Here is a 26,164-nt window from a genome sequence, read left to right as displayed (position 1 = left end):
CTCAGACTGTGTTTTGCCTAGACTTGGAAAATGTTCACCAGTTTCTGATGTACGGTAGTAACATCTGCACACTCTATCTACCTCGCTAGCATCGCTAGTCTCCGGTGTTGAAAGGACTTAGCTCCCCTTATGCCTACTGTCTCTGATCGCCTAAACCGTGCCCAGCAGAATCATAATGCGGTGATTACCATCATCCCGTTTGATGAACACGCGGTGGATCTTTCGCCGACCCTCAAGGGGCTGCCGGTGGCGTTCAAGGACATTGTGGATGTGGCGTACGTACCAACCACCTGTGGCTCCAAGGTCAAAGCTGTCTGCACACCGGTGAAAGACGCGCCGGTGGTACAGCGTCTCACAGCCCAGGGCGCGCTGCCGGTGGCGAAGGCGAATCTACAGGAATTTTCCTATGGCATTTTGGGCGATGCCTCCGCGTACGGACGCGTTATCAACCCGCGCGATCCCGAAGTATGCGGCGGTGGGTCTAGCTCCGGGTCCGCTGCTTTAGTGGCGTGCGGTGCGCTCGACCTGACAGTTGGTTCCGATAGCGCTGGCTCGGTGCGCGTACCGGCCGCCTGCCAGGGCGTTTTGGGCTTTAAGCCCACCTTCGGGCTGATTCCGGTAGAAGGGGTCTTCCCCTTTGCCCCGAGTTTTGATTGCATTGGTTTCTTTGCCAGCTCGATTGACCTGATTGAGCAGGCTTTTGTTGCCACTGCGAATGAGGAGCCGGCCGCGGCGCAGGAGGTTTCTGCTATTGATGTCACGGCCCTTAAGGCCAAGGGCGAGCGTTTCGCTAAACTGTTAGCGGCGCTGGAGCGATCAGACTTTGAGCTCACCGAGGGTGCGGACTTGGAAGATACTATCGCCGCCACGGCCGAGCTCTACGAGCCGATGCGCTTGAAGGAGGTCTACGACGTCCACCGGCCGTTGCTGGACCAGCGCGATAAGTACCAGGACGTGATTCTGCAGCGCGTCCTGGGCGGGGAAAATATCAGCCAGGAAGACTACAACGCGGCCGCACGGGGCGTAGAGAAATTGCGCGAGGAAGCGCTTGCTTTGCTTGGCGACGCCTCCATTATCCTCACCCCTACCCTCGATTCCGGCCCCCTCAAGTGGTCTGATATCACCCCGGACAATACCGCGGAATCGGCCGCAAGCCTACGGCGGTGGACCGAGCCTTTCAATGTTCTCGGCTGGCCAGCCATTACCGTGCCGCTGCGCGGCGACGAGGAAGAAGGGGTGGGTGATGCGGTGCAGGTCGTCGGCAAGCCGGGCGAAGACCTGACCGTCCTACGCGTTGCCCGCGCACTGCAGGCCCTGCTCTAAGCCCCTGCTAGAAGGGTCTTTTCCTGCGTGCGCGGGCGCCAATAGGCGGCCTCGACGGCGGTGAGCTCCTTAAAGTGCGATGAGGTAAGCTCGTCCATCGCCTGGATATAGCCGGGGACCTCCTCGCGCGGAAGGCGCAACCCCATGGTCAGGTGCGGAGTCCAGCGCGGCCCACGCCCGTCCGGGTTTGCGACACTGATTTTTCGCGCGGCAATCTCTAACTCGTCGGTGGTCTCCAGCAGCCAGGCCACCGTCTGTTTACGCTTGGTGCCAAAAATGACGTTTCCTACCCGCCGGAAATCCGCGGGGATGACGGCCGGCAGCAACTGGGCGGCCAGGTCCACCACTTCCGGCTGCATCTGCGGCGAAAAGGTCACCGTAATGTGCGGGCGTTGATGCTGGACGGGAAAACCGCGCTCAGCAAGACCGGCAAAGATGTCGCGCACCTGATCTTCCTGCTTTTGCGGCAGGTAGAGCAAGATATTATCCGGCGATGCTTTACTCACGGGCGAGCGTTCCCTTTCTATAGCGAAGTGTCTCCAGCGTACCGGCCGTCGAGTAGGCAACCCCCTCTTGTGCCAACGCAAACGATTGCCGTTTAATGAGAGCCATGAGCACTTCAGAGTCATCGCCCCTCATCCTCGCCATCACGGCGTGTCCGACGGGCATCGCGCATACTTATATGGCGGCCGAGAACCTCGAGGCCGCAGCCCAAGAACTGGGCTATCGCATCAAGATTGAAACTCATGGTTCCATCGGCGTCGAGGGAACCTTTAGCAAGCAAGACATCGACGAAGCCGACGCCATTGTCATTGGTGCCGATACGGTCATTTCCAAGGACCGCTTCCACGGCAAGCGACTCGAGGCCACCGGTGTGGACGAGGCCATCAAACACCCGAAGGAACTGCTCAGCAGATCCTTGAGCGCCACGCGCTGGGAGGGCACTTCCGAGAAGACGGAAGAAGACACGCCTCGCAAAAATAGCGTAGGCCAAACCTTGTACAAGGCACTGATGAACGGCGTCTCACACATGATCCCGTTCGTGGTGACCGGCGGTCTGCTCATTGCAGTCGCCCTCTCCATCGGCGGCACGCCCTCGCCCGAGGGCATGGCGATTCCGGAAGATAGCTTCTGGAACACAGTCAATGAGCTCGGCGCCCTGGCGTTCTCGCTTATGGTCCCGGTACTTTCCGGCTACATTGCAGTGGGCATCGCGGATCGCCCGGGCCTTGCCCCTGGCCTTATTACCGGACTCATCGCCACCACCGGCTCGCTTTACGGTTCTGAGGCAGGTGCCGGATTCTTGGGTGGCATTGTCACCGGTATTTTGTCCGGTTATGTGGCTCTTGCCATTAAGAAGATTCCGGTGCACAAGTTCATCGCACCGATTTGGCCCATCATCGTCATCCCGATTTTCACCACGCTCATCGTGGGGCTCATCTTCATTTTGCTCATTGGCGCACCGGTCTCGGCCGCGTTCGAGGCAATGACCAACTATCTCGCTGGAATGCAGGGCTCCTCCGTCATCGTGCTGGGCCTTATCCTGGGCGCCATGATCGCCTTCGATATGGGTGGCCCCTTCAATAAAACGGCCTTCCTCTTCGGCGGCGGCATGATCGCGGCCGGCAATGCGGCGCCGATGGGCATGGCGGCATGTGCGATTGCCGTGCCTCCCCTCGCCGTGGGCGTAGCTACGCTCCTGCGCCGTCGCTGGTTTACCAAAGCCGAAAACGATGCGGGCATCGCCGCATTGTTCATGGGATTCTTCGGCATTACTGAGGGCGCCATTCCGCTCGCGGCTGCACGCCCGCTACAAGTCATCCCCGCCAATGTTGCCGGTGGCGCCGTAGCCGGTGCGCTCGCCGGTCTTTTCGGTGCACAAGACCACGTCATGCACGGCGGCCCCATCGTCGCGGTGCTCGGCGCGGTAGATAACGTCGTTGGCTTCTTTATCGCCATGCTTGCCGGCATCGTGGTTTGCGCTGGCCTTATTCTCCTGCTGGTGGGATTGACGCAGCGCAAGGATAAGCCGCTTGTTGCTGTCGATACGATTAGCCTCGATAAAGATCTGGGTTCTTCTAGCGAAGAGGTCATTCGCTCCATGGTGAAGCTCACCTCCGCGCGCATGTCCGATGCAGAGGCGGTCGCTAGCGCCGCATTGAAGCGCGAATCTACCCGTTCCACTGGTGTGGGTCACGGCGTGGCCATTCCGCACGCTCGGTCTGCCGGGGTGAAGGTACCAACTCTCGCCTTCGCGCGCCTTCCGCACGGCGTCACGTGGGCAGAGGGTGAGGACCCGACTACCTTGGCCTTCCTTATTGCCGTTCCGGATAACGCTGGAAAGCAGCACCTCAAGCTGCTGTCCAAGCTGGCGCGCAACATCATGAAAGAGGACTTCCGCGCACAGCTCCACGGTGCGAAGACGCGCAAGGAAGCCGCCGACATCATTTCCTCGGTACTCTCCCCTGCACCATCGACTGACAAGGCAGCCTCGACCACCCCGGCCTAAATTGTCTTGTAGCTGAAAGCGCACAGCGATTGTCCCCGCTGGGCGCTTTCCTTATGCCCACACCACGGAGGGATGCGGCGGAAGGGCGGTTTCGCAGGAGGGTGCAGTGGTAGCGAGGCGGCCCCGAGCGAGACCACGCATCACCCTGGTGCCCTCTTACGATCCTTAGACAGCCAGAAATGCACAAGGTTTCTCATAGGCCCTATCAAGAAACTGGCCAGTTTGCCAGAAAGGGACTTAAAACTAAGGCCGTATACCTTAAAACAATTTCATTTCCTTGGGAACCTGAGATATAGGTTGAAATCTACCCCCGTGGGGGCTGGGAACTGAACGCCATCACTGAGGGAATTTAGGGGTTTCCTAGCTCAAATCGAGAAGTAACTAAGAGACAATTAGTTTTACGCGACATCAACTTCATGAATCCTAATATTTGCTGGTCAGCTGGCTTTCACCCGGGAGGAATTGATTGACTTTTAAGTGAAGAGGAACGGAAGTTAGCCGTTAACACTCCAAGAGCCCCGCCCTATAGATTCCCGCTAGGCCCCAGAAGAAAGGTACCGCTCATGTTTACCCCCAAAGTTCACTTCTCCGCCAAGAAGTTCGTCGCTCCGGTACTGGCAGCAGCCGTCGCCCTCGGTGTTGGCGTAGCTCCTGCAGAGGCGTCCAACTCCTTCGGCAACTTCGGTCGCGTGAACCTTCCGGTACCATCCGTAAACCTGCCTGCTGCTCCGGCTGCCGCTGCAAAGCCGGTTGCTCCGGCCTCCAACCGCGTACAGAGCATCATCAATCACACCAACGCTTACCGCCAGGCACACGGCCTGCGCCCGGTTCGCGCCAACGCCGCACTCAATGGACTGGCTCAGGATTGGGCAAACCAGCTGGTTCGCGCCAATAAGCTCAGCCACCGCCCACAGCACTGGAACTACTACCCTTCGAATATCCCGGCCGGCAGCGAGAACGTACTGCAGGCATGGAGCGACTACTCCGATGCACAGCTGGTAAAGCTCTGGTACGAATCCCCGGGCCACCGCAAGATCATGCTCGACCCGCGTGCCAAGACCATCGGCGTTGGTGTTGCCGTCAACTCTGAGGGCAAGCTCTACGCTGTCCAGAACTACGGCCGCTAATGATTTCACAAGCTAGGACCTTCGGGCCCTTGGGCTCTAGCGGCCACGCCGCCCCCTCCCGGACCTCTTACCCGGGGCGGGGCGGTTTCCCGTTCCTAGGTGGGGGTGCGCACGTGGGTAAATGAAAAGTAACCGCCTTCACAAATGGCAGTGGCGAGGGTTACACTTAATGACATTCGAATTGTTCAACAATCTCAAGGACGGTGTTGAATGTCCACGCTCCATATCGATCTCAATGCGGATTTGGGAGAAACCACTGCGGGCAATCCGGTCGCAGATGACGCAGCGATGCTGGAAATGGTGTCCTCCGCCAACGTGGCCACCGGCTTCCACGCGGGTGACCCGCACTCGATTGCTGGTACGCTTAAGGCGGCTGCAGAGGCAGGCGTGACCGTAGGCGCGCACGTGGGTTATAACGACGCTGCAGGTTTCGGCCGTCGTTTTATCGATTACAACCCGGACGAGCTTGCAGACGAGGTGACCTACCAAATTGGCGCTCTCGACGCTTTGGCCCGTGCCAATGGCACCACGGTCTCCTATGTGAAGCCGCACGGTGCGATGTATAACGCAATCGTGAAAGATGAGGCGCAAGCAGAAGCCGTCATCAAGGGCATTAAGGCCTATGGGGACTTGCCGGTGATGTTGCTGCCAGGGGGTGTAGCGGTGGACGTCGCCAAGCGCAGCGGGCTTACCGTCATCCGGGAGGCTTTTGCGGACCGCAACTACAACCCCGATGGCACGCTGGTCTCGCGCAAGGAAGCCAATGCAGTGCTCGGCAGCGCCGATGAGGTAGTGCAGCGAGTACTTGAGGTGGCGCAGACCGGGTCGATTACGGCCGTGGATGGCACGAAGCTCGAGGTGGATGCGCAATCCGTATGCACCCACGGTGATTCGCCCGGCGCGGTGAAGCTGCTGCGCGGCGTGGTTGAACGCCTGCGGGAAGAAGGCATCGAGATTCGGAGCTTTATCTAATGCACATTAATTTTGTGGGCACGCGCGCATTGCTCATTGACCTGGATGGATTAAACCAGGTCATGGATTGGCACGCGGCGCTTTCTGCCAAGCCTTTGAAGAATCAGGTGGACTGCATCGCGGCCGCCACCACCCTGCTGCTGACATTTGAAGCGCCGGATTCGGCTCGCGATGCGGCCGAATTCCTGCAGGATTTCTCCCCTGCCGCCGCGACGGCTGCGGAAGCGCGCACGGTAGAAATCGATGTGCTCTATGACGGCGAGGATGTGGACGAGGCCGCAGACCTGCTGGGGCTTTCGCGCGAAGCGCTCATAAACTGGCATACCTCTACCGAGTGGACCGCGGCATTCGGTGGCTTTGCCCCGGGCTTTACCTATTGCGCGCCGTCGGACCCCTCCCAGGCGCGTGCTGTGCCACGCCGCTCCAGTCCCCGTACCGCGGTGCCGGCCGGTGCCGTAGGTATCGCGGGCGAGTTTTCCGCGGTGTACCCGCGCGTTTCCCCGGGCGGCTGGCAGCTTTTGGGTACCACCAATACGCCGATGTGGGATTCCAATGCCAACCCGCCGGCGCTGGTACAGCCGGGAGACCGCGTGCGCTATCGCAGCGTGGATAAGCTGCCGGAGCTTGTTGATCACTCTGCCCGCTCGAAGCGCGCCCCTGCCCGCTTGCCGCGCATGGAGGTTATCGATGCCGGCTTGCTCACCCTCTACCAAGATTTGGGCCGCCCCGGTGTGGGCGATCTCGGCGTGACCCCCTCCGGTGCCGCCGACCGCGCCGCCGCCGCGACCGCCAATGTGGCCGTGGGCAACCCGCGCGGGGCAACAGTGCTGGAAAATATCGGCGGCATTAAGCTCCACGCGCTCACCGATACCGTCATTTGCGTCACCGGCGCGACCGCCCGTGTGCGCCTCGGCGAGATGCCGGTTCACCTTGCTCGCCCCGTGCTGGTCACGGCCGGGCAAACCGTCACGGTAGACCCTGCAACGGTAGGCATGCGCAATTACGTGGCCATCCGCGGCGGTATCATCGCCGAATCCGAGCTCGGCTCCGCGGCCACCGACGTCCTTTCTGGCCTTGGCCCGGACCCGGTCACCACCAGCGATGTCATCGGCGTGCTGCCGCGCTCTACCGGCATGACCGACGCCCAGCTAGCCAACCCACTGCGCGTTTCTGAAAGCTCCGACGGCAAAACCCGCGCCACCCTGCGCTGCGTACTCGGACCGCGCGATGACTGGTTTGGCGATAATGTCTCCGCCTTCCTGGATACCGAGTGGACCGTCACCTCGGATTCCAACCGCGTGGGCCTGCGCCTCGATGGCGAAGAACCAATTGAACGCGTTAAAGACGGCGAGCTCCCCTCCGAGGGCATGGTCGCCGGCTCCATCCAAATCCCACCCAATGGCAAGCCCGTGGTCTTCCTCCGCGATCATGCCGTGACCGGCGGTTACCCGGTCATCGCCACCGTCTTGGAAGAAGATATTGATATTGCCGCGCAGCTGCCACCCGGCGCACGCGTGAATTTTGAACTCGTAGCACCCCAAGCCTTAAACACTGGAGAACAGAATGCAGATTAAAACCGTCCTCATTGCTAACCGCGGCGAGATTGCCGTGCGTATCGCCCGCGTCGCTCGCGACCTAGGCATTAAGTCCATCGCCATTTACTCCGAAGCGGACGCTGGCGCTCTGCATACCCAGGTAGCGGATGAAGCCTATGCGCTGCCGGGCAATACCGCGGCCGATACCTACATGAATGTGCCCGCGCTGCTTGATATCGCGGTGCGCGCCGGCGCCGATGCCATCCACCCAGGCTATGGCTTCTTGTCCGAAAACGCCGACTTTGCCCGCACGGTTACCGAGGCCGGCATGATCTGGATTGGCCCATCCCCGGAGTCCATCGAATTGCTCGGTGACAAGATCGCGGCGCGCCGCGTGGCCGAGGAGGTCGGCGCGCCGCTGGCACCGGGTACCTCCGATCCCATCGATGACTGGCAGGAGGCCCGCGCATTCGCCGAAGAGCACGGCCTGCCCATTGCCATTAAGGCCGCATATGGCGGCGGCGGACGCGGCTTGAAGGTCGTGGACAATATGGAAGAAATCGAGGGCGCGTTCAACTCCGCCGGCCGCGAGGCCATGGAGGCTTTCGGCCGCGCCGAGTGCTACGTGGAGAAGTTCCTCACCCACCCGCGCCACGTGGAGGCCCAGGTGCTGGCCGATACGCACGGCAATGTGCGCGTGCTCGGCACCCGCGATTGCTCCACCCAGCGCCGCTTCCAAAAGCTCATTGAGGAGGCTCCGGCGCCCGCACTTTCCGACGCCCAACGCAACGGCATCATCGAAGGCGCGCGCTCCATTTGCTCCAAAGTGGGCTACACCGGCGCCGGCACCGTGGAATACATTGTCTCCGAGGACGGCACCATTTCCTTCCTCGAGGTCAATACCCGCGTCCAGGTCGAGCACCCAGTTACCGAGGTAGTCACCGGCACCGATATCATCGCCGAGCAATTCCGCATCGCGGCCGGCGAGCCGCTGTCCTTCGATGAGGATCCGCAGTCCCAAGGTCACGCTTTTGAGTTCCGTATCAATGCCGAGGACATCCTCAATGGATTCGCCCCGTGCCCCGGCACCATCGTCTCTTTCGAGCCGCCTACCGGCCCCGGCATCCGCGTAGATTCCGCGGTGCGCTCTGGCTCTATCATTCCGCCGTACTATGACTCCCTGATTGCCAAGCTGGTGGTGTGGGGCCCGACCCGCGAGATCGCCCTGGCCCGCGCCCGCTTTGCCCTGCGCGAGTTCACCGTCACCGGCGTGCGCACCGTGCTGCCGTTCCACCGCGACATGATGGATGAGCCTGCACTCATCGGCACGGCCGCCCCAACAGACGATGCCGCTGCCGCCGGCGCCTCCGAGATCGGCGTGTTTACGGACTGGGTGGACCACAACTACCGCCCGTCTGCTGCCAACCAGGTGGAAAAGGTCGAGGCTATCTACACCCAGCGCCGCAATGTGGCCGTAGAAATCGACGGCAAGCTGGTCAACGTCGGCGTCCCCGTCGACTTCCTCGCCGCGCCGGGCGCCGCCTCGGCCGGTGGTTCTGCCTCCACCGCACCGTCTTCGGCCGGCGCGCAATCCACCGATGACAATGCGGTCACCTCCCCGTTCGAGGCCAACCTCGTGGCCTGGAACGTCGCGGACGGCGATACCGTGGCCGAGGGCGATGCCATCGCCACCGTCGAGGCCATGAAGATGGAATCGGCCATCAAGGCTCCGCGCGGCGGCACCATCAAGCTCCTGGCCGCAGAAGGTGACCGTCTGGATTCCTCCAAGGTCATCGCGACCATCGATTAGCGCTCGCACCATCATTATGCACCCCACTTTCAATGTGAGGTGCATAACTTTTTAGTACAGTTGTGGTCATGCTTTCCCAGTCTGTCGCCTCCGAGCTGCGCGAGGCCATTTCCGCCGGCGAGTTTCAGCCGGGCGAGCAGCTTAGCGAGGTCAAGGCAGCCGAGCGCTTTAACTGCTCGCGCAATACCCTCCGCGAGTCTTTCACCATGCTTGCCGCGGAGCGCATTGTCGAGCGCATCCCCAACCGTGGCGTCTTCCTCGCCACGCCGGACGCAGACTATATCCGCGACCTCTTTGCCGCCCGCGCGGCCATTGAACCGGCCGCGGTACGTTGGGGCGCTTTTGCCGACGCCCCCTCACTCGTCACCCTGACTTCCTCTGCCTTCGACTACGCGGCACGCGGCGAGCACCAGGAAGTCTCCGCCATCAATCAGCGCTTCCACCGCGCGCTGGTGGCCGCGCTAGGCTCCCCTACCTTGAATGAGCAAATGGATAATCTGCTCGCCCGCATGCGGCTTACCTTCCTCTTGGCCATCCCGCGGTACCCGCAGCTTCATGCGGACCATATTCAAGGAAATATCACCTTGGCCACGCTTATCGCAGATGGAAAACGCCAAGAGGCCGCCACACTTGCGCATGACAGCCTCATGAATACCTGCGAGAAGATCCTCGCCGTGCTGAACGATTAAGGAATGAGAAAATCTTGATCGCGGGCGTTGGTCACGAGCATCTGGCCCGGTGCGTGCGTAATAGCTAAGCGCGGCTTAGATTCCATCACGATGGCCTGCGGGGTTACACCACAGGCCCAAAAGACCGGCAGGCACCCCTCCGGCACTTCGCCCGGATCACCAAAGTCCGGGCGAGACAGATCCCCAATACCAATGGCCGCCGGGTCACCCACGTGAACCGGGGCGCCGTGAACCGCTGGGTAGCGGGAGGTAATCCGCACGGCATCGGAGACTTGCGCGGCCGGAATCGGGCGCATGGAGACCACCATGGGGCCGGAAAAGACTCCGGCCGGGGTGGTGGGAATCGTGGTTTTAAACATCGGCACGTTGCGCTGCTGGGCAATGTGGGCGACCTCAATGCCGTTATCCTGCAGCGCAGTCTCAAAGGTAAAAGAGCAACCGATGAGGAAGCTGACCATATCTGGGGTGTAGTACGAGGTGGCGTCGGCAAGCGTGGCCGTATGCTCGCCGTTTTCAAAGACGCGGTAGGCCGGAATATCGGTGCGGATATCCCCACCCGGCAGCAGCTCGGAGGTGTACTGACCGGCTTCCAGTACGCCCACAATCGGGCACGGTTTGGGATTTCGCTGGGCAAAGAGCAAGAAATCAAACGCGTATTTTTGCGGCACGGCCAGCAGGTTAGCCTGCATAAAACCGCGGGCATGCCCGGCGGTGGTGGCCATGTCATGGCTGCGCGCATACTCGCGCACCTGCTCCGGGGTCTGCATTATGCCCACAGCTCGGTAATGCCGGAGAAAGCATTGAAGCCGATGATGATGGTGAGTACCCACGCCAGGACGCCGATAATCAGCAACCACTTGGGATACTTATAGCCCTGTAGGAGGTCGCGGCGGAACCAGGCCACCCACATCACGAGGGCGAAACCGATAGGCAGGATCAGGCCATTGATGGCGCCGGCGAAGATGAGCAACTTCTGCGGCGCGGAATTGATGGCCACAAAGACTACCGTGCACACCGCAATGAAGATGATGGTGAGGATATTGCGGGTGCGCGTCGAGGCGTCCTGGGAGGTCACGAAGGATACCGAGGTATAGGCGGCGCCGATAACCGAGGACAAACCGGCCGCGAAGAGGACCACGCCAAAGGCACGCAGGCCAAACTCGCCTGCGGCATTGTAGAAGGCATCGGCCGCGGTGTTGTCGTCCGAAAGCGCCACGCCGGTGGCGACCACACCGAGAACCGCCAGGAAGAGGAGCATGCGCATGATGCCGGTGACCACGATGCCGCTTACCGAGGTATAGGTAATGTTCTTGACGTTTTCCACGCCGGTGTGGCCGGAATCAATGAGGCGGTGCGCGCCGGCAAAGGTGATATAGCCACCCACGGTGCCGCCGATAATGGTGGTGATGACGAAGAAGTCGATCTCGCCCGGCGCGACGGTATTCTTGAGCGCCTCCCCCACTGGCGGCTGGCTGACCACCGCAACGTAGAGCATAAGCAAGATCATGACCGCCCCCAGGACCGCGACGAGACGGTCAAGGGCCATGCCCGCCTTTTTGGAGAGGAAGATGAAGATGGCGATGGCCGCCGCGATGACGCCGCCGATGCGCGAATCGATGCCCAGCATCGCGTTAATGCCCAGGCCAGAACCGGCGATATTGCCAATATTGAAGACCGCTCCACCGATGAACACGAATACGGCAAGCACCCAGCCCAGGCCAGGGAGCACGGTATTGCCCAAGGTATTGGCCCGCATACCGGTCACGCACAAAACGCGCCACACATTGAGCTGGATAGCGATGTCCACGAGGATGGACAGCATAATCGCAAACGCGAAGGATGCGCCCATCTGCACGGTAAAGACCGAGGTCTGGGTCAAAAATCCCGGACCGATGGCGGAGGTGGCCATAAGGAACATGGCACCAGCCATGGCGCCGAGGCCCTTAGGCGGGGTCTTGTCCCCCGCCTGCGCCGGAGTGGCGTGTGATGTCTCAGCACTCACTAGATTTCACCTTTCGTGATGCAGGTCGCATTAATTTGTGATGCGCATCATCTTAAAGGTTGCTATGCCTTTTGTTCAACAACTTTTATGCGTTGTGGGGTGGCTCGGGGGTGATCTAGGCTACTTTTCTCGTTCGTTTTCCCAGGTGTCTAGCGATTATCCGCAAAGCTTCGTCCGGCGCTTTCATATCGCTGGGGCCAAAGCGCAGCACCACGTATCCGCGGTTTTCTAGCGCTCGCTGCCTCTTTATCTGCTGCTTAACCACGTGGGCGGGCGCCTCGCCATAGGTGCCGTCATACTTGGCATCGCCATCGACCTCGACCACCAGCCAGCCATCGAGACAGAGATCTGCCCGATATTTCCCGAGCAGCGGTTTCTGCGGCTCAATTTTCACCTGCGGGAAACGCTCAATAATAAGTGCTCGCAGATAGGACTCATAGGGCGATTCCGATCCGCCATACGCGTGCTCGATAACCTTCCGCATGGATGCTTGTCCCCTCGTGCGCTGCATCTTTGCCAGTTCTTGGCGCAGGTCATATGTGGTGACGTCGTGTTGTCTGAGGGCAGAATCGGTAGCTACCAGGCCATCTGGGAAGCCGTGTAGCCGGGCGATTTCGAGGCAGGTGCGGGCAGGATTCGTGGCGCGCACACCCGCTATCGACACCGTGGATTCTTGGAGGGACTGTACCCGGCGGTACCGGTAGCCTTTCGCGGTGAGCCTGCGAGGGGGAACGCTTCCAGAAGGCACCGCTAACTCTACCTCCTCCCCTTCCCTAGAAATTACCCACATTCCCCACAGTCGCGCGGCCGATTTGCTGATGAGGACGGCGCGGTGGGTGCTCCACCCGGCAGCGACTACTTTGGCGAATTGTTGTTTATGGCGCACCCATTGCCTCCAGGTGGCCGTGGGAACGGCGACCCAGGGCGCTATCTGGGTGAGCTCACCGCGTTGGAGGGCTAAATGATGCGGACTTTCGGCTCCGGCATAACGAAGGTTGATGAAGTGATCTGTAATCATGGTTTCATCTTCGCGGCTGGCGGGGCGGGGCACACGTCATGAGGCTCAGGAAGGTGAGTTTCCGAGGGCCTCGAGTGGACGTCGGAATATTAGGTCCAAGGTGATCGGGCCGAATTGAGGGCGGGTTGTGCTCAGATCAGCTCGATCACATTCGACCTAAAGGGAAGTAGCTCAAAGCGGCGGTGTAGGGGATAATTCAGCAGCGCGGTTAACCGTGCTTTACTAGAGATAATGGAACCCATCGAGCTCTCAGAACTAACCGGTACGCAATCGCGCACCTATGGCACCCGCAAGATCACCTCGGACATGGTCTCAGCACCAATCCATGTTGCGGTCGCGCTCTGGGACGAGCGTTGGGATTCCGCCCCCAATGGCACCATCGAAGGCTGGGTCATCGCAGTCAATACCAAACAGTCGCGTTTTGTGCGCCGCGGCCAGACGAAGAAGGGCGATATCGTCGATATCGCCGTGCGCGAGGTCAAACGCGCACTCAAGGGACTCGGCGGACGAGTGTGGATTGTCACTGGTCGCAGGCAGAATGCGTTGCGAGCGGCACTCACGGCTGACGGTTTCACGGTGACGGGAAGCTTTGCGGGAGAAAATAGGGCGTCGAAAAGCGCGAGCTCCGTGCGCAGAAAACAAGCCGGCCTGACCGCACGGAAGGCGCGCAAGATGGGTGAGGCGCCGAAAAGGAAGCAAGCGGCACAGGTAGAGACGCCGAAAGCACACTGGTGGCCGAACTTCTCGCGCGCCTCCTCGTGGGCCGAGGGCGACGTGGTGCGCATAGCCACCGATGCTTCCTCGGATACCGTATTCAAGGGGTCAATGTGCTTCGTTGCGGGCAACGGCGACTACCGGTTACGGACTCGAGAAACCAAGGCGAGCACCGATGAGCTCGAGCTCGAAGCACTGACGCTCGCGCTGAAATACCTGCTCAAGGTGGGTGCGCGCAAGGCGGTCATTGAGTCCGATTCCGTAGCCGCATTGGAGGCGGTCGAGCAGATTGTGCATAAGCGCGGCTCTAAAGCATCGCGGCCGGGGCGCACGTGGCGAGGGGTGTCTTCGGGTGCGCGGTCCCGATTCCAGCAAGCTTGGGGCGATATCCAAGGCCAATGCGAGGTCGACATTCGCCGTGTGCTCGGGCATGCGGGCGATCCGCTAAATCGGGCGGCCGACCAGATTGCGTACATGGGGTTGCGCGCGATTGCGCATCCGATGAAGCAGTCTCGCGAGACGCTGCGCGAGGGGATTCAAAAAGCTCTCTCGGCGTTGTGATCCAATTGCTTAGGGCTTAGGGCTGATCTGATCAGGCCGAATTGAGGGAGTTAAGGCCGATCTGAGGCGGCCCAGCCTTCAGATCAGCCTGATCAGTATGGACCTAACGATAAAAGGCGCGACAATGGGCGCGCTGGGAGGAGGCGCGACTGAGCCGAGCCGGCCTGCGGAGTTAGGCCAGGCGGCGGGCGCCGTCTCCCGGGCGGGCCACCAAGAAGGTAGGTTCTGGGAAGCTGCGGGATGCTGCGGCGTCATAAATGGCCTGGGCGGTGGACTCGACGTCGGAGCGCGGGATGAGCGCGATGACTGCGCCGCCGAAGCCGCCACCAGTCATGCGGGCGCCGAGTTCGCCTGCCGCTGAGAAGGCGGAGTCAAGCTCGGGGGTCGTGACCTCGTACAGGTCGCGCAGGGAAAGGTGGCTTTCGCGCATGAGGCGGCGGAACTCTGCCGGGTCGGACGAGTTGAGCGCGGTGGCGGCGGCCAGGGTGCGGTCGGTTTCGTCCACCACGTGTCGCACGCGGCGGCGGTAGAGTTCAGCCTCCTGGGAGTTAACGGTCGCGGCGAAGGCGACGGCATCTGGGATCTCGCGGATGGTGCGGCCGGCGGCAGCCTGGACGGCGTCGATGATGCCGCGGCGGGAGGCATATTGGCCGTCGGAAAGCGTGTGCGGCGCATTGGTGTCCGCGATGAGCAGCACCATGTCCTGGGCCTCGATATTAAACGGCACGCGCTCGACGGCGCCGGTGGAAAAGTCCAGGAATAGCGCCTTGCCGCGCTGGCCGAACAGGCTGGCATTTTGGTCCAAGCCGCCGGTAGAGGCGCCAACCACTTCGTTCTCGGCGCGGATGCAGGTTTGGGCCAGCTGCGCGCGGGCGGCGTCATCGGGAGCGTGACCGTGGCAGAGCTCGTAGGCGGCCACTGCCACGGAGCACTCAAGGGCGGCGGAGCTGGACAGGCCAGAGCCGACGGGGACATCAGAGACGATGGCAATATCGAGGCCGGTGCAGGTCAGGACATCCGCCGCAGTGGCGGCCCAGATGGTGCCGGCCACATAGCCGGACCAGTTGGAAGGGTGTCCGGGGCGGACATCGGCGATCGGAACCTCAGCGTGGGCAACGCTGCCGTCGAACTCGGAGGCTATCCGGAGGAGGCCATCGGTGCGGGGTGCGACGGCGACGGCGGTGTTTTGTTCCAGCGCAAAGGGGATGGAGGCGCCGCCGGCGTAATCGATGTGCTCGCCGATGAGGTTGACGCGGCCGGGAGCGGCCCACACGCCGGCGGGCTCGGGCACGTCCGGAAAGGCAGCGGCGAAGAGGTCGCGGGCTGCGGCAGCAAGTTCCGCATCGCTGCGGGTATCAATCCAGTTAAGCATCCCAGATCTCCTTGAAGCGGGCGGCGATGCGCTCCGGGGTGGTGTCATTAATCCACACGGCCTGCGAGGACTCGGAACCGGCGAGGTACTTCATGCGGCCGGGCGAGCGCATAAGCGAAAAGAGCTGCAGGTGCATGCGGATGCCAGGGCGCAGTGCCTCGTCCACCGGCGCTTGGGTCCAGCCGGCGATATACGGGGTCTTGTCCACACCATCGAAGAAGCGGTCCACGGCGGAGTAGAGCTTTTTGAGGAGGGGCGCGAGGTCGGCGCGTTGGGCGTCGGTAAGCGCGGCGAAATCGGGGACTTCCTCGTTGGGCAGGACCATAGCTTCGAGCGGCCATTTGGCGGCGGCGGGAACGAAGACGGTGAAGTGCTCGGTTTCGGTGATGATGCGGGTGCCGGCGGCGCGCTCGCGATCGAGGAGATCCTGGAAGAGGTCGCCGTCGTAAGCGCGGGCAGAATCCACAATGGAGCGCAGGCGCGGCGAAAGGAACGGATAGGAGTAGATCTGGCCGTGCGGGTGTTGGAGGGTCACGCCGATTTCCTCGCCGCGGTTTTCAAAGGGGAAAACCTGCTGCACGCCGTCAATCTGGGATAGCGCGGCGGTGCGGTGAGCCCAGGCCTCGATGACGGTGCGGATGCGCGATTCCGGCAGGTCCTTGAAGGATAGGGCTGGGTCCTCGGTAAAGCACACCACCTCGCAGCGGGCGCGGGCCGGAAGGCGCGGCACCATGCCGAGCAGGTTATCGTCCTCCGGATGCTCGATGTCTGCGGCAGTAGCAAAGGACGGGAAGCGGTTTTCAAAGACCACCACGTCATAGCTGGGGCTGGGGATCTCCGTGGGCAGCTGGCCTTCGCGCGTGGGCGCCAGGGGGTTCTCGTTGGCCGGTGGCAAGAAGGTGCGGTTCATGCGGTGGGCGGCAAAGGCTACCCAATCCCCCGTTAGGGGATCCCGGCGCATTTCGGAAGCGGGGGCGACGGAGGGGAGATCGCGGGCGTCGACAAGCACGCGGTCGGGGTGGGGCTGGTCGTCGAAGTAGAGGATCTCGCGGCCGTCGGCAAGCGTGGCAGAGGTAATCTCAACCATTAGTTTTCTCCTGGGATGGTGATGGGCTTCAGGCGCGCCCACAGCACAAAGGCGGCGGCCACGGCCAGCAAAGCAAGGCTTGCCCATAGGTTATCGCTAGCGTTCTTCGCCTGCCCGGTATCCGGGTTGATGCCTGGGTCAAGGAAGAAATAGCAGCCGAGCAAAATCAGGCCGTAGAGGCCGAGGAGTGCGGCGATGACGTTGCGCAGGTCGAATGCGCCCGCGCGCTTTTTCTCAGACATGTTGGGCTCCTTAGGCGAAGATGACGTTGAGGGCTACGGCCATCACCAGGCAAATGATGCCCAGCGGGACGGTCTGCTGGTACCAGGGCAAGGACTTTTCGGTGTAGTCCTCAAAGTGGTCCTTGGGGGTCACGGAAGAGACGAAGCCAACCAGCTCGCTATCCGGCTTGGGCTGGGTGAACAGGGTAACCACGATGGAGACTAGGATATCCACCACGAAGGCGACACCGGCCGCCACAAAGGCCGTGCCTTGGCCCGGCAGGTTGATCATGTCCGTAAAGGATGCGACGTACCAGAAAGCGATGGCGGAAGCGGTACCGGCTACGAGTCCGGACCAACCGGCGTGCGGGGTCATGCGCTTCCAGAACATGCCCAGAATGAAGGTGGCAAACAGCGGCGCATTGAAGAACCCAAACAGGGTTTGCAGGTAGTCCATGATATTGCCAAAGTTTTGCGCGAGCAGCGCGGTAAAGATGGCAATAGCGGTGGCGATAACCGTGGCGATGCGGCCGAACTTCAGGTAGTAGTCATCCTCGCGGTCCTTGACCACGTAGGTCTGCCAGATGTCATAGGAGATGACGGTATTAAAGGCCGAGATATTCGCAGCCATGCCGGCCATGAAGGAAGCGAGCAGGCCGGCGATCGCCACGCCTAGCAGGCCATTAGGCAAAAGGTCGCGCATGAGCAGCAAGATGGCGTCATTCGGCTCCGCGCGCTCCTCCATCAAATCGGCCACGGAGACGGAGGCGACCATGCCCGGAATAACCACGAGGAAGGGCACGAACATCTTGGGGAAGGCACCGATGATCGGCGTCTTGCGGGCAGCCGAAATGGAATCCGAGGCCATGGCGCGCTGAACTTCCACGAAGTTGGTGGTCCAATAGCCAAAGGAGAGCACGAAGCCGAGGCCCAGCACGATGCCGATGACGGACCACACCGGGTTCTCAAAACCGGAGATATCCGTGCCCGGCCAAGTGTGGAAGTGCGATTCCTGGGCCACCGCGTCCTTCAGCCCGCTCCAACCACCAACGCGGTTCAAACCAATGATGGTCAGCGGGGCGAGTGCGGCGATGATGACGAAGAACTGGAGGACCTCGTTATAGATGGCGGCCGAAAGTCCGCCCAGGGTGATATAGGACAGCACGATGATGCCGGCTACCAGGAGCGATACCCACATCTGCCAGCCCAGCAGGGCCTCCACGATGGTGGCCAGCAAGTACAGGTTCACGCCGGCAATAAGCAGCTGGGCCACAGCGAAAGAAATCGCGTTGACCAGGTGCGCGGCGTTGCCAAAGCGCTTGCGCATAAACTCCGGCACCGAACGCACCTTGGAGCCGTAGTAGAACGGCATCATCACAATGCCCAAAAAGACCATGGCCGGGATGGCGCCGATCCAGAAGTAGTGCATGGTTTGGAAGCCATACTCCACGCCATTGGCGGACATACCGATGATTTCCACCGCGCCCAGGTTGGCCGAGACGAAGGCCAGGCCGGTCACCCAGGCGGGCAATCCCCGGCCGGAGAGGAAGAAGTCGATGGAGCTAGACACTCGGGCCTTAGCGGCCCAGCCGATGCCTAGCACGAAGAGGAAGTAGATGGCTACCAAGAAGTAGTCCACCCAGGAGGCATCGAGCCTCAATACGGATTCAGCAGTCTCCATGGCTGACCTTTCTAGTTATTGTTCTCTGCTGCAAGGCGCAGCGTGAATCTCTGCGGTTTCTGAGCGCTCAGGCGCACGAGGTCTTGACCGCTGCGCAGCGCATTCGGCGGCGCGCTCATGGGCTCCACGGCTAATGCCTTGCCGGGGCCGCCTGCCCGCGGGAAATCGGCCGGGGTAAACATCTGCACCCAGTTCAGGCCTTCGCCCATCTCCAAGCGCACACCCTTTCCACCGGCCGAATACACGGCCGTCAGTGGGCCTTCGCCGTGGAAGCAATCGTCCCAATCCACCTCGGCGATGGGCTGATTAGCGATGCGCACCTGCTGCGTCTTTCCCGTAGGCAGGTTGCGGGCGTTTAGCAGGTGGCGCTTGCCGACGTCCACACTGAGCTCCGCTTCCTCCGCCCCCGCCCCTTGTGGGGAGAGGTAGAGGTGCAGCCCATAGGCGAAGGGAACCTCGCCGGGCTCCGTGGTGCGTGCGGTCAGCTGGTGGTGCAATCCCTGCTCATCGAGGGCGTAGATGGCCTCTAGTTGAATCGTCCACGGCCAGCCCTGGCACGGCTCAATATCAAAGGCGAGAGCCACCCGGTTGGCCGAGCGTTCCTTGATGCGCCACCAATCCACCGCGAATCCATGGATGGCGTTATTGCGCTCCGGTTCGTCGATCTCCAACTGGTGTCCGGTCCCCTGCCATTCAAACCAGCCATCTTCGGTGCGATTTGGCCACGGCGCCAGCACCACTCCGGCCATCAGCGGCGGCTTACCCTCGTAGCTTTCTACCAAGGGCGCACCGCGATAGGTCAGCGCCTTGAGTGCACCGCCGAATAGACCAATCTCGGCCGCATAATCGCCATGAGCAAGTGCGACGCTGGGGTAGTCAGCGTCAGGGCCAGCCGCTCCTCCACTGGTCATAACAAAGACCTTTCTGGCTATAACTTTCGTTGCATTTAGCCTAGGAGTACTGCGAAGCGTCGGTCAATCGTTTGCATAACTGCCGACTCAACCCCACGGTTTCAGCAGCTCACCGCCCTTGAGTTAACCTCCAGTTAACCTCTTTCGGGGTTGGAAGCGCCGGTGGACAGCGGGCCGCCACACCGGGCGGGAACACTACCCCTGCATCCGCCTCCACACTATTCGCGCCGCGGAGTGTGGCGTAGCCAAGACTTCGCGCAGGTAATTGCGCGGCATCAACCGCCACGGGGTGCGCGCGGAATGCAGGTGCACGGCAATGCCCAAGTGCCAAGCCCACAACGCTGTGCGCAGGACATGAAAATCATTAGTCACCACGTGCAATACGGAATCCGGGGCCAAGCGGTGGGCATTCTCTAGGTTTTCATTAGTGCTCGTGGCTTCCAGTTCCACCACAATGCGCTCGGCCGGCACGCCACGTTCGATGAGGTATGTAGCCATTGGTCCCGCCTCACCACGGCCGGAGACAATGATGCGCTGACCGCTATAAAGCGCCAACGCCTTATCAAGGCGCGAGCGCAGCATAGCACCGGGATAGCCATGGGTTACGCGGGAACCCAAGACGAGAAGCGGGTCAGACATGGATACCAGCATAGACTTGCCAGCTCTTGACAGGAAGATGAAAATAGCCGTACCTTTAACTCAAATGTGCAATCGATTGCACCCAGGAGGGCCGGACACCGGCTCACACACCTAAACCAAGGAGGACAGCATGGCCGGAACCACCCTCAAGGACGTGGCCGCTGCTGCCGGAGTATCCATTTCTACCGCGTCCCGCTCACTCTCGGGCAACCCAGCCATTTCGGAGTCCACGCGCCAACGCGTCAAGGATACGGCCATCAAGCTCAACTATAGGCCCAATGCTCAAGCCCGGGCATTGCGCAGCTCCCGCTCCAATGCCATCGGCCTGGTTATCCCCAGCCTGGACAATGCCTACTTCGCCGCGATGGCCGCAGCCATCGAAGAAGCCGCCGATAAGCAGGGCCTAGCCACGATGATCACCAGTTGCGGCGAGGATCCACAGCGGCTGGTCAAGGCACTCGATGCCCTCATGGAACGCCAGGTGGACGGCATTATCGCCGTACCGCTCGAAGGCGCTGAAGAAGCACTCGAGCAGGCGCGCAGCTACCGTCCGCTCGTGCTCATTGACCGCGCCCTGGGCCAAATTCCTGCAGTACTCTCAGACCCGCACACGGGAATGCAACAAGCCGTGGAACAACTCAAGGAGAAGGGGCATACGCACATCGGCTACCTGTCCGGGCCGCAGGAAACCTCCACCGGCCGCCAGCGCCTCCAAGCATTCAAAACAGCCACCCGCGGTATGCCTACCCATATCCACCACGGCAGCTACCGCCACCGCGAGGGCTATAAGGGTGCTATCGCACTCCTGCAGGAAGGCGTCACCGCGCTCATTGCCGGAGATTCCATGATGACGGCCGGCGCGCTGGAGGCCTGTCATAATGCGGGCAAGCGCATCGGAGAAGAAATCGCGCTCGTCGGCTTCGATGATTTCATCTACCTGCGCTTCCAACCCTCCCCTATCTCAGTGGTAGACCAGGATGTGGCCAGAATGGGCGAGACCGCCACAGCCAAGCTCATCACGGCAATCAATGATAAGCACCAACCGGAAGGCGAGGTGCTAGAAACCCGCTACATCCCGCGCATGTCCACCGCCCACCAACTCGATGGAGCCACGCCATGAGTAACTGCGTTTTGCGCCTGGACAATGTCACCAAGTCCTTCGGACCGGTGGAGGTTATTAAGGGGGTAGACCTCACCGTCCGCCGCGGCCAGGTGCAGGCCTTGTTGGGTGAAAACGGCGCGGGAAAATCCACCCTCATCAAGATGATTGCCGGCGTGCACGAACCAGATTCCGGCCGCATCCTGGTAGATGGCGCAGAGGTGAAAATCCCAGATACCAAGGCATCTGAGGCACTGGGCATCGCCACCATTCACCAAGAGCTCAACCTTGTACCCACCATGTCCGTGGCTGAGAACATCATGCTCGGGCGCACCCCACGCCGCTTCGGGTTGGTCAATCGCAAGCATCTCAAGGCGCAAGCCCAAGCAGCACTGCACCTTATCGGCTTGGACGTGGACCTAGACATGCCGGTGGGTGAGCTGGGTGTGGCCAAGCAGCAGCTCGTGGAAATCGCCAAGGCGCTGTCTATGAACGCGCGCATTCTCATCCTGGACGAGCCCACAGCCGCGCTCACCGGCAAGGAGGTCGATGCGCTCTTTGCCGTGCTCGAGGAGCTCAAGGCTAAGGGCGTGGCCATGGTCTTTATTAGCCACCACTTGGAGGAGCTGGCGCGCATTGCAGAGACCATCAGCGTGCTGCGCGATGGCTCTTTCATCGCCGAGGTCCCAGCCGATACGGACGAAGACGAGCTGGTACGGCTCATGGTCGGCCGCGAGATTGACAATCAGTACCCGCGCGAGGTTCCGCCTGAGCGCGGTGAGGCCCTGCTGGAGGTCTCCGAGCTGACTTCCGCAGGCGCCTTTCACGACATCACCTTCACCGTCCACGCCGGCGAAGTCGTCGGCCTTGCCGGGCTCGTAGGCGCCGGCCGCACCGAAATCATTCGCGCCATCGCGGGCGCTGACCCATACGATTCCGGCACCATCCGCGTCGACGGCACGCAGCTGCGCAGCGACGATATCCGTGCCGCCATCCGCGCCGGCGTGGGTCATATCCCCGAAGACCGCAAATCCCAAGCGCTAGTTCTAGATGCCTCCGTGGGCGATAACCTCGGCTTCGCCACCCTCTACCCCACCGCCAAGGCGGGGCTAGCAGACCGCAGCGGCCAACGCCGCCGCGCCGGTGACGTAGCAGAGAAGCTGCGCATTCGCATGGCCGATCTCTCCCAGCCCATTCGGAACCTATCCGGCGGCAACCAACAAAAGGCGGTTTTCGGCCGCTGGGTATTGGCCGGCTCCAAAGTCCTCCTCCTCGATGAGCCCACCCGCGGCGTCGACGTCGGCGCCAAGGTAGAGATTTACAACATCATCAATGAGGTCACCGCGGCCGGCGGTGCTGTGCTCATGGCATCCTCCGATCTGCCCGAGGTGCTCGGCATGTCCGACCGCATCCTCGTCATGTCCGGCGGCCAACTCGCCGGCCAGCTACCCAAAAACTCCACCCAAGATGAGGTCATGGCCTTCGCCGTATCCAACGTGACCTCCGCTACCTCTGCCTCTGCTGCCGCACCTGCCGGCACCAACCCCAAGGATGAAGCATGACCAAGAATCGAGTAGTTAACTGGGCGATGAATAATGGCGCGCTCGTCGGCCTCATTGCCCTGTGCATCGCACTGTTTATCGCTACGCCATACTTCCTTACCGTGGCGAACCTGCTCAATATCGGCATCCAGGCCGCCACGGTGGCCATCTTGGCCTTTGGCATGACCTTTGTCATCGTCACTGCCGGCATCGACCTCTCAGTGGGCTCGGTCGCCGCGCTCGGCGCCATGGTCTCTGCCTATATGTTCTCCACTGCGGGACTGCCTGGCTGGCTCACCCTGCTTCTCGGCCTGATCGTAGGTGCGCTGGCCGGCGCCATCTGCGGCATGGCCACTGCGTGGGGCAAGATCCCCTCTTTCATCGCGACGCTGGCCATGATGTCCATCGCCCGCGGCCTCACCCTAGTCATCTCCCAGGGCTCACCGATTGAAACCGCGCCAGCCGTTAACGCCTTTGGCGGCGATATCGCAGGCTTCCCCGTCCCCATCATCATGATGGTCATCGCCGGGCTTATCTGCTGGTTCATCCTTGAGCGCACGGTACTCGGCCGTTCCATGTATGCCATCGGCGGCAACCTGGAGGCCGCCCGGCTCTCGGGCTTGCCGGTCAAGCGCATCCAGATCGCCGTCTTTGCACTCTCCGGTTTCTTCGCCGCCTGGGCCGGCATGGTCATGGCCGGTCGCCTCGAATCCGCACAGCCGCAGGCCGGCACCGGCTACGAGCTCGATGCTATTGCGGCCGTCGTCATCGGTGGCGCCTCGCTCTCCGGCGGGCAGGGCAAGGCTACTGGCACTCTGGTCGGCGCGATCTTGCTAGCGGTCATCCGCAATGGCTTGAACCTGCTCAACGTCTCCTCCTTCTGGCAGCAGATCGTCATCGGCCTGGTCATCGCGCTGGCCGTCGGCTTCGACGTCATCCGCAATAAGACGGCCAACTAAGGAGCACCCGCCATGAAAAAGCTCATCGCCACCCTCCTCGTACCGGCCCTCGCGCTGGGCCTTGCCTCGTGCAATCGCTCGGAAGAAGACCGCAACCGCATCACGCTAGCGCTGTCCACGCAGACCAACCCCTTCTTCGTCGAACTGCGCCACGGCGCGCAGGATAAGGCCAAGGAACTCGGCGTTCCGCTCGATATCCAAGACGCCTCCGATGACCCCGCCCAGCAGGTCAATCAGCTGGGCAATGCCACCTCGATGGGCGCCAAGGTCGTCGTGGTCAACCCCACCGATTCCGATGCCGTGGCCCCAGCCGTGCGCGGCATCAAAAATGACGGCGTGCCCGTCATCGGCGTGGACCGCGACGTCAACGGCGTAGAACTGGATTCCATGGTGGCCTCCGATAACGTCGCCGGCGGCGCGCAGGCAGCAGATAAGCTCGCCGAGGCCATCGGGGAAAAGGGCGATATCCTCATCCTGCAGGGCACCGCTGGTACCTCCGCCTCGCGCGAGCGCGGTAAGGGCTTTGAAGAGCAGATTGCGAAGTATGGGGATATTCGGGTCGTCGGCAAGCAATCAGCGAATTTCGACCGCACGGAAGGCCTCAACGTCGCCACCAACCTGCTGCAGGCCAATCCTGATATTAAGGCCATCTTTGCAGAGAACGATGAAATGGCGCTCGGCGCGGTCGAAGCTTTGGGGGCGCGGGCCGGCTCTGAGGTCAAGGTGGTGGCTTTTGACGGCACCTTCGATGGCCTCAAGGCGGTCAAAGATGGCAAGCTAGAAGCTACCATCGCCCAACAGCCCGCAGAGCTCGGTGCCCGCGCCATCGAACAAGCCGCAGCGCTCCTGCACGGTGGCGCGGCGGAGAAGAACGTCCCCGTCGAGGTCATCACCGTCACCCGCGACAATGTGGAGGATTTCCAATGAGCAAGCTAACCGTCGTCGGTTCCATCAATGCCGATCTCATCGTGCACGCCGAGCGCCACCCGCAACCCGGCGAGACCCTACTGGGCTCTGGCGGCGACATCTTGGCCGGGGGCAAAGGCGCTAACCAGGCTGTCGCGGCCGCACAGCTGGGCGCCACTGTGGCCTTCGTGGGCGCGGTCGGCTCCGATCCCTATGCCGAGCCTGCCATGCACTATATGCGCACCTCCGGCATCGATCTCGGCGCTGTGGAGCAGGCCGATACCAATACCGGCCTCGCCGTCATTACTGTCTCGGCCGATGGCGAGAACACCATCGTCATCTCCCCCGGTGCCAACGCGCTTGTCGACGCCCCCTTTGTCTCCTCCCGCGCCTCCACCATCGCCGATGCCGATGTAGTCCTCCTCCAGGGCGAAATCCCCGCCTCCGGTTTCCAGGCCGCGGTCGAGGCGGCCCAAGGCCGAGTGGTGGTCAACCTCGCGCCCGTGGTCAAGGTCGACCGCGACTCGCTTCTGCAGGCCGATCCCCTACTAGCCAATGAACACGAGGCCGGGCTCATCTTGGACCAGCTCGGGCTGCCTTCTGAGGGCGCCCCGCGCGAGCTCGCCCACCGCCTAGTAGAGTCCGGCTTCCGGTCCGTCGTGCTGACTCTCGGCGCCCACGGCGCCTACGTAGCCACCCCGGATAGCGGCACGGATATCCCCACCCCGCGCGTGACCGCCGTGGATACCACCGGCGCCGGCGATGCCTTCGCAGGTGCCTTCTGCGCCCAGCTCCTCACCGGTGCCTCGCTTGTCGATGCCGCCACTTTCGCCGCCCGCGTCGGCGCCTTCGCCGCCACCGGCAACGGCGCGCAACCGTCCTACCCCACCACCGAATCTGCCCTGCCGGAGGTCACCGATGCGTAAGTCCGGCCTCCTCAATCCCGCGCTCACCAGCGCCGTCGCACGCCTCGGCCACACCGATACCTTTGTCATCGCTGATTGCGGCCTTCCCATCCCCCACGATGTTCCCGTCATCGACCTCACGCTTACCTTCGGCATCCCCACCTTTGCCGATACCCTGGCCACCCTCCTTGAGGAGGTCGTGGTCGAAGCCGGGACCATCGCCGATACCACCCCGCCCGAAGTGCGCTCCCTGCTTCCCGCGATCCCGCTTACCGAAGTCTCCCACGATGACCTCAAGCGCGAGGTCGCCCGCGCCTCCTTCGTCGTGCGTACCGGTTCCACCACGCCGTTTGCCAATGTCATCCTGCGCTCCGGCGTGCCCTTCTAGCATTCGTCGACGCTACAGCGCGGAAGACCAGACTTCTTCCTCGCCCTACCCCATTTGAAGCAATTCCCCGCCCGAAAGTTTAAGGCGCTCTCTCCTCCACCCCACTGGATGCACCAGTACACAACAAGCACGTCTTGCCGAAAACCTCCACGGTTGTGGCTAAAACGTGCTTGCCTCATTCACCCCTGTTTCGGC

The 26,164-nt window shown here is 61.8% G+C and carries 24 protein-coding genes; 14 read left to right on the top strand and 10 right to left on the bottom strand.

Annotated features, from left to right (window positions below; genetic code table 11):
- Positions 1 to 129 precede the first annotated feature (129 nt).
- On the top strand, positions 130 to 1,323 hold the full coding sequence (locus tag QP915_RS02710) for an amidase (RefSeq protein WP_284767906.1): 1,194 nt from the start codon (positions 130 to 132) through the stop codon (positions 1,321 to 1,323).
- Here QP915_RS02710 and QP915_RS02705 read toward each other — a convergent pair.
- The gene (locus tag QP915_RS02705; RefSeq protein WP_284767905.1) at positions 1,320 to 1,829 is read right to left on the bottom strand and encodes a 2'-5' RNA ligase family protein; all 510 of its coding nucleotides are present in this window, start codon (positions 1,827 to 1,829) and stop codon (positions 1,320 to 1,322) included. The two genes, QP915_RS02710 and QP915_RS02705, sit on opposite strands and share 4 nt — an antisense overlap.
- Positions 1,830 to 1,933: 104 nt before the next feature.
- Between QP915_RS02705 and QP915_RS02700 the strand changes: the two genes are divergently transcribed.
- The 6 genes from QP915_RS02700 (at position 1,934) to QP915_RS02675 (ending at position 9,965) form a co-directional block, all read left to right on the top strand.
- Complete coding sequence (locus tag QP915_RS02700; protein WP_284767904.1) at positions 1,934 to 3,832, top strand: fructose-specific PTS transporter subunit EIIC; 1,899 nt, start codon at positions 1,934 to 1,936, stop codon at positions 3,830 to 3,832.
- 563 nt (positions 3,833 to 4,395) lie between these two features.
- Positions 4,396 to 4,959 (top strand): CAP domain-containing protein, encoded by a 564-nt coding sequence (locus QP915_RS02695; RefSeq protein WP_284767902.1) that lies wholly within the window; start codon positions 4,396 to 4,398, stop codon positions 4,957 to 4,959.
- Between the two features lie 210 nt (positions 4,960 to 5,169).
- A complete protein-coding gene (locus QP915_RS02690) occupies positions 5,170 to 5,931 on the top strand; it encodes a LamB/YcsF family protein (RefSeq protein ID WP_284767901.1) in 762 nt (253 codons plus the stop codon).
- Positions 5,931 to 7,505, top strand: a complete 1,575-nt coding sequence (locus tag QP915_RS02685) for a 5-oxoprolinase subunit B/C family protein (protein ID WP_284767900.1) — start codon at positions 5,931 to 5,933, stop codon at positions 7,503 to 7,505. Before QP915_RS02690 ends, QP915_RS02685 begins: the two co-directional genes overlap by 1 nt.
- Positions 7,495 to 9,276 carry an acetyl/propionyl/methylcrotonyl-CoA carboxylase subunit alpha gene (locus tag QP915_RS02680; protein ID WP_284767899.1) on the top strand — a complete coding sequence of 594 codons (1,782 nt, stop codon included), beginning with the start codon at positions 7,495 to 7,497 and terminating at the stop codon, positions 9,274 to 9,276. The genes QP915_RS02685 and QP915_RS02680 overlap by 11 nt, the downstream gene beginning before the upstream one ends.
- Before the next feature lie 68 nt (positions 9,277 to 9,344).
- A complete protein-coding gene (locus tag QP915_RS02675; protein ID WP_284767897.1) occupies positions 9,345 to 9,965 on the top strand; it encodes a GntR family transcriptional regulator in 621 nt (206 codons plus the stop codon).
- Here QP915_RS02675 and QP915_RS02670 read toward each other — a convergent pair.
- The 3 genes from QP915_RS02670 to QP915_RS02660 all read right to left on the bottom strand — a co-directional run bounded on the left by QP915_RS02670 (position 9,962) and on the right by QP915_RS02660 (position 12,985).
- Positions 9,962 to 10,732 carry a putative hydro-lyase gene (locus QP915_RS02670; RefSeq protein ID WP_284767895.1) on the bottom strand — a complete coding sequence of 257 codons (771 nt, stop codon included), beginning with the start codon at positions 10,730 to 10,732 and terminating at the stop codon, positions 9,962 to 9,964. The genes QP915_RS02675 and QP915_RS02670 overlap by 4 nt on opposite strands.
- Complete coding sequence (locus QP915_RS02665; RefSeq protein WP_284768004.1) at positions 10,732 to 11,895, bottom strand: NRAMP family divalent metal transporter; 1,164 nt, start codon at positions 11,893 to 11,895, stop codon at positions 10,732 to 10,734. Before QP915_RS02665 ends, QP915_RS02670 begins: the two co-directional genes overlap by 1 nt.
- A 187-nt stretch (positions 11,896 to 12,082) precedes the next feature.
- Complete coding sequence (locus tag QP915_RS02660; RefSeq protein WP_284767893.1) at positions 12,083 to 12,985, bottom strand: DUF559 domain-containing protein; 903 nt, start codon at positions 12,983 to 12,985, stop codon at positions 12,083 to 12,085.
- Positions 12,986 to 13,216: 231 nt separating this feature from the next.
- On the opposite strand from QP915_RS02660, the gene QP915_RS02655 reads away from it, so the two are divergent.
- Positions 13,217 to 14,260, top strand: coding sequence for an RNase H family protein (locus QP915_RS02655; RefSeq protein ID WP_284767892.1), 1,044 nt, complete (start codon positions 13,217 to 13,219; stop codon positions 14,258 to 14,260).
- Between the two features lie 172 nt (positions 14,261 to 14,432).
- Here QP915_RS02655 and galK read toward each other — a convergent pair whose 3' ends face one another.
- The 6 genes from galK to QP915_RS02625 form a co-directional block, all read right to left on the bottom strand.
- Positions 14,433 to 15,632 (bottom strand): galactokinase, encoded by a 1,200-nt coding sequence (galK, locus tag QP915_RS02650; protein ID WP_284767890.1) that lies wholly within the window; start codon positions 15,630 to 15,632, stop codon positions 14,433 to 14,435.
- Positions 15,625 to 16,719: a galactose-1-phosphate uridylyltransferase gene (gene galT, locus QP915_RS02645; RefSeq protein WP_284767888.1), complete on the bottom strand. Its 1,095-nt coding sequence runs from the start codon at positions 16,717 to 16,719 to the stop codon at positions 15,625 to 15,627. Before galT ends, galK begins: the two co-directional genes overlap by 8 nt.
- A complete protein-coding gene (locus tag QP915_RS02640; RefSeq protein ID WP_005322508.1) occupies positions 16,719 to 16,961 on the bottom strand; it encodes a hypothetical protein in 243 nt (80 codons plus the stop codon). Before QP915_RS02640 ends, galT begins: the two co-directional genes overlap by 1 nt.
- Before the next feature lie 10 nt (positions 16,962 to 16,971).
- Positions 16,972 to 18,621, bottom strand: a complete 1,650-nt coding sequence (locus tag QP915_RS02635) for a sodium:solute symporter family protein (protein ID WP_269954111.1) — start codon at positions 18,619 to 18,621, stop codon at positions 16,972 to 16,974.
- An 11-nt stretch (positions 18,622 to 18,632) separates the two neighbouring features.
- A complete protein-coding gene (locus QP915_RS02630) occupies positions 18,633 to 19,532 on the bottom strand; it encodes an aldose epimerase family protein (protein WP_284767887.1) in 900 nt (299 codons plus the stop codon).
- Positions 19,533 to 19,727: 195 nt separating this feature from the next.
- Positions 19,728 to 20,171, bottom strand: a complete 444-nt coding sequence (locus tag QP915_RS02625; protein WP_269954113.1) for a YdcF family protein — start codon at positions 20,169 to 20,171, stop codon at positions 19,728 to 19,730.
- Between the two features lie 130 nt (positions 20,172 to 20,301).
- Here QP915_RS02625 and QP915_RS02620 point away from each other — a divergent pair, with 130 nt between their 5' ends.
- From QP915_RS02620 to rbsD, 6 genes are read left to right on the top strand one after another with little or no spacing between them, the layout of a single operon-like run.
- Complete coding sequence (locus tag QP915_RS02620) at positions 20,302 to 21,291, top strand: LacI family DNA-binding transcriptional regulator (protein ID WP_269954114.1); 990 nt, start codon at positions 20,302 to 20,304, stop codon at positions 21,289 to 21,291.
- Positions 21,288 to 22,832 (top strand): sugar ABC transporter ATP-binding protein, encoded by a 1,545-nt coding sequence (locus QP915_RS02615; RefSeq protein ID WP_239273406.1) that lies wholly within the window; start codon positions 21,288 to 21,290, stop codon positions 22,830 to 22,832. The genes QP915_RS02620 and QP915_RS02615 overlap by 4 nt, the downstream gene beginning before the upstream one ends.
- A complete protein-coding gene (locus tag QP915_RS02610) occupies positions 22,829 to 23,770 on the top strand; it encodes an ABC transporter permease (protein WP_049378628.1) in 942 nt (313 codons plus the stop codon). The genes QP915_RS02615 and QP915_RS02610 overlap by 4 nt, the downstream gene beginning before the upstream one ends.
- 12 nt (positions 23,771 to 23,782) lie before the next feature.
- Positions 23,783 to 24,697, top strand: coding sequence for a substrate-binding domain-containing protein (locus QP915_RS02605; protein WP_049383661.1), 915 nt, complete (start codon positions 23,783 to 23,785; stop codon positions 24,695 to 24,697).
- Entirely contained in the window at positions 24,694 to 25,602 is a 909-nt protein-coding gene (locus QP915_RS02600) for a ribokinase (RefSeq protein ID WP_284767880.1), read from the top strand. The genes QP915_RS02605 and QP915_RS02600 overlap by 4 nt, the downstream gene beginning before the upstream one ends.
- Positions 25,595 to 25,969: a D-ribose pyranase gene (gene rbsD / locus QP915_RS02595; protein ID WP_284767879.1), complete on the top strand. Its 375-nt coding sequence runs from the start codon at positions 25,595 to 25,597 to the stop codon at positions 25,967 to 25,969. The genes QP915_RS02600 and rbsD overlap by 8 nt, the downstream gene beginning before the upstream one ends.
- The last annotated feature ends 195 nt before the right edge of the window (positions 25,970 to 26,164 follow it).

This window comes from Corynebacterium sp. MSK158 (assembly GCF_030229085.1).
Taxonomy (GTDB): domain Bacteria; phylum Actinomycetota; class Actinomycetes; order Mycobacteriales; family Mycobacteriaceae; genus Corynebacterium.
Note: the sequence above shows the minus strand (reverse complement) of the source record. Positions and strands in the feature narration are given on the sequence as shown.